A 447-nucleotide genomic window follows, 5' to 3' on the forward strand; every position below is an offset into this window, starting at 1 on the left:
GTATTGCATATTATTTATCTGTTGTTCAACGAAGGATACTACTCAACAACGCAAAATCAAACATTACGAAAAGACTTATGCCTGGAGGCGCTACGTTTAGGTTTATTGTTAGTTGATTACGATAAAACAAACATCCCTAAATTGAATGCGCTGCTGGCGCTGATGTGTTTTCATACATCCAGATTAGTGGCAAGGCAGAATAGTAATAACGATATGATTTTGTATGAAGACCAGGATGAAACACTCTGGAATACCGGATTAATAGACCAAGGCAATCGTTTTTTAGAAAATTCGGCACAAGGCAATGAGATAAGTTCATATCATTTAGAAGCAGGTATTGCTTTCTGGCATTGCCGGAAAGAGGATACAAAAGAAAAATGGGAGTCTATTTTGTACCATTACGATTTACTGCCGCAAATAAATTATTCGCCAAATGTTGTCCTTAAC

The 447-nt window shown here is 36.9% G+C and carries 1 protein-coding gene; it reads left to right on the forward strand.

The annotated features are described in order from the left end of the window. A partial coding sequence (locus I6F37_RS39890; RefSeq protein WP_368736820.1) for a DUF6596 domain-containing protein occupies nucleotides 1-447 on the forward strand: 447 nt, incomplete at both ends.

It is taken from the genome of Bradyrhizobium sp. NBAIM08 (assembly GCF_020193935.1).
Lineage (GTDB): Bacteria > Pseudomonadota > Alphaproteobacteria > Rhizobiales > Xanthobacteraceae > Bradyrhizobium > Bradyrhizobium yuanmingense.